We start from the raw sequence: 1,975 nt of genomic DNA on the forward strand, positions 1-1,975 counted from the left end.
GCGGGGTTCACCGGAGCTGAACCCCGCGGAAGAGTGTTGGAGACAACTTGATCAAGAACTTGGGAACCGCCTGTTTGACACACTCGACGATCTCCGTGAGGCTGCTCTCTCTGCACTCGACCGGGTCGAAATCCCAGATGTGTTTGCGTATTTATGTCCGTGAGTATAACTAGGCTCCCACACAAACACGATAGATCGCCGGACTGTCTCTGTCCGTAGACAGTCGACGTGCGCTCCGAGACCAGCTATTCTTTTTGCGTCGTTCGTCCCGTCTCTAGATCGACCCGACATTAGCCATCGTAACACAGCCCAGTATTCTAACCCCCCTCTGCGGATACTTAGTCTAGGAAACGAACCAGCGACACATCAGCGTTGAATTGGAGACGAACTGGGAATACATCACCGTAGAACTGGAGACGAACTACCGGTACATCAGCGTTGAATTAGAGACGAACTGGCGACACAACAGCGTGGAACTGGAGACAAATTAGAATCAAATCCCCGTCCTAACAACCCAAAGCCAAGACTTTCAGAAAGTAAAATACGGATCGCTGTTCAGCGAGAATCCCACTTCCAGCAACCACAGTTCTTGCCCGTTATTGCTACCACTACCAGGCGTTCTATCACATCCTATATGCTTCTAGCGGAAATTCTGGACTATAATCACAAGACAGCACCGGGATTACGGGGGTTCTTCATGAAGTGCGTAATGACAGGACGGCAGCGGGATTACCGGGTATCCTTCATGAAGCGATTCTGAATCCGGCGAGTGTTGGTCGACACACCGTAATGACAAGACGGGAGCGGGATTAGCGGGGTACTTCATGAAGTACGTAATGACAAGACGGGAGTGGGATTGGTGGGGGTGTTTCATGAACCAAATGTGAATCTTGTGAGTAGCAGCCGATCCCGCATAATGACAAGACGGGGGCGGGATCGCGGGGGGCACTTCATGAAGTACGTAATGACAAGACGGGAGCGGGATTGGTGGGGGTACTTCATGAAGTAATTTTCGACCTAACAACCCCCGGCTAACACCCTATAATGACAAGACGGCAGCGGAATTCGGGGTATCCATAATTAAATATATATCTATATTGTCAGGTCATCTAATGACAGGAAGGCGGCGGGATTGCGGGGGGTAATTCATGAAACCGCTACCAGCCAAATCGGGCGTGTACGTTCAGCCATACGACGAGAAGGCTTTAGAGGACCTACAAAGTAATCTCCTATTCCCGTGTACGTTCGGCCGAATTCACACAATTAGGGTTCAGGGCAGATGAAGTTCAGTAGATAGTCGCGTAGCGAACGAGTCAGGGCGGAGCCGGGTAACGGACGAGGGAAACCGGGGGAGACGGAGAGCGGACGAGGGGGAGACTATCAAGGATATGATAATGGATGGAACCCTGAGTGAGCGGCGCAGAGAGACGGGGGCACGAGGCGATGAAGAGAGACCGACGACAGGGGAAGACACCAGCCGACAGTCGAAGCGACAGAGACGACCACGGAAGAGCCACCAGCATCGACGGCGACACGTGGCATCGATCAACCCGAAGCGACGAACGACCCCAACCGGGATGACCGACGGTCGGCACAACGAGAAAGCGAACCCGACGCTCGACGACGGACCACCAGCTGATCGATAGTACCCCAGAGGCGATCCGCGACACTACCAACAAGGCCACTCCGACGGCGACACCTCGACGAGCGGCGACAAGCGAGGACGGGCCAGTACGGACATCGACCACCGACGACCGGCGGCAACCAGCAGAGACCAGACCGACGGCCTGGAAGCGACATGACGACCTCGAACCACGACCACCATCGAGACCGGACCAGCAAGCGAGCGACGACGAGGGGGACCACCGAGACGACACGACACCCGACGACGAACAGCGGCGGCGGGGCGACAACAGAAGGTGGGGGCCAGATCACAATGCGAGAGTGCGGGGTGGGGCGCGGTCGACGACATCGA

General features: G+C 55.3%; 1 pseudogene. It reads left to right on the forward strand.

The window, feature by feature from the left end:
* Positions 1–163, forward strand: a pseudogene (locus Z052_RS16140) (IS630 family transposase); the annotation flags it as partial.
* Positions 164–1,975 lie beyond the last annotated feature (1,812 nt).

This window comes from Halorubrum sp. C191, assembly GCF_002727095.1.
Classification (GTDB): Archaea; Halobacteriota; Halobacteria; order Halobacteriales; family Haloferacaceae; genus Halorubrum; species Halorubrum ezzemoulense.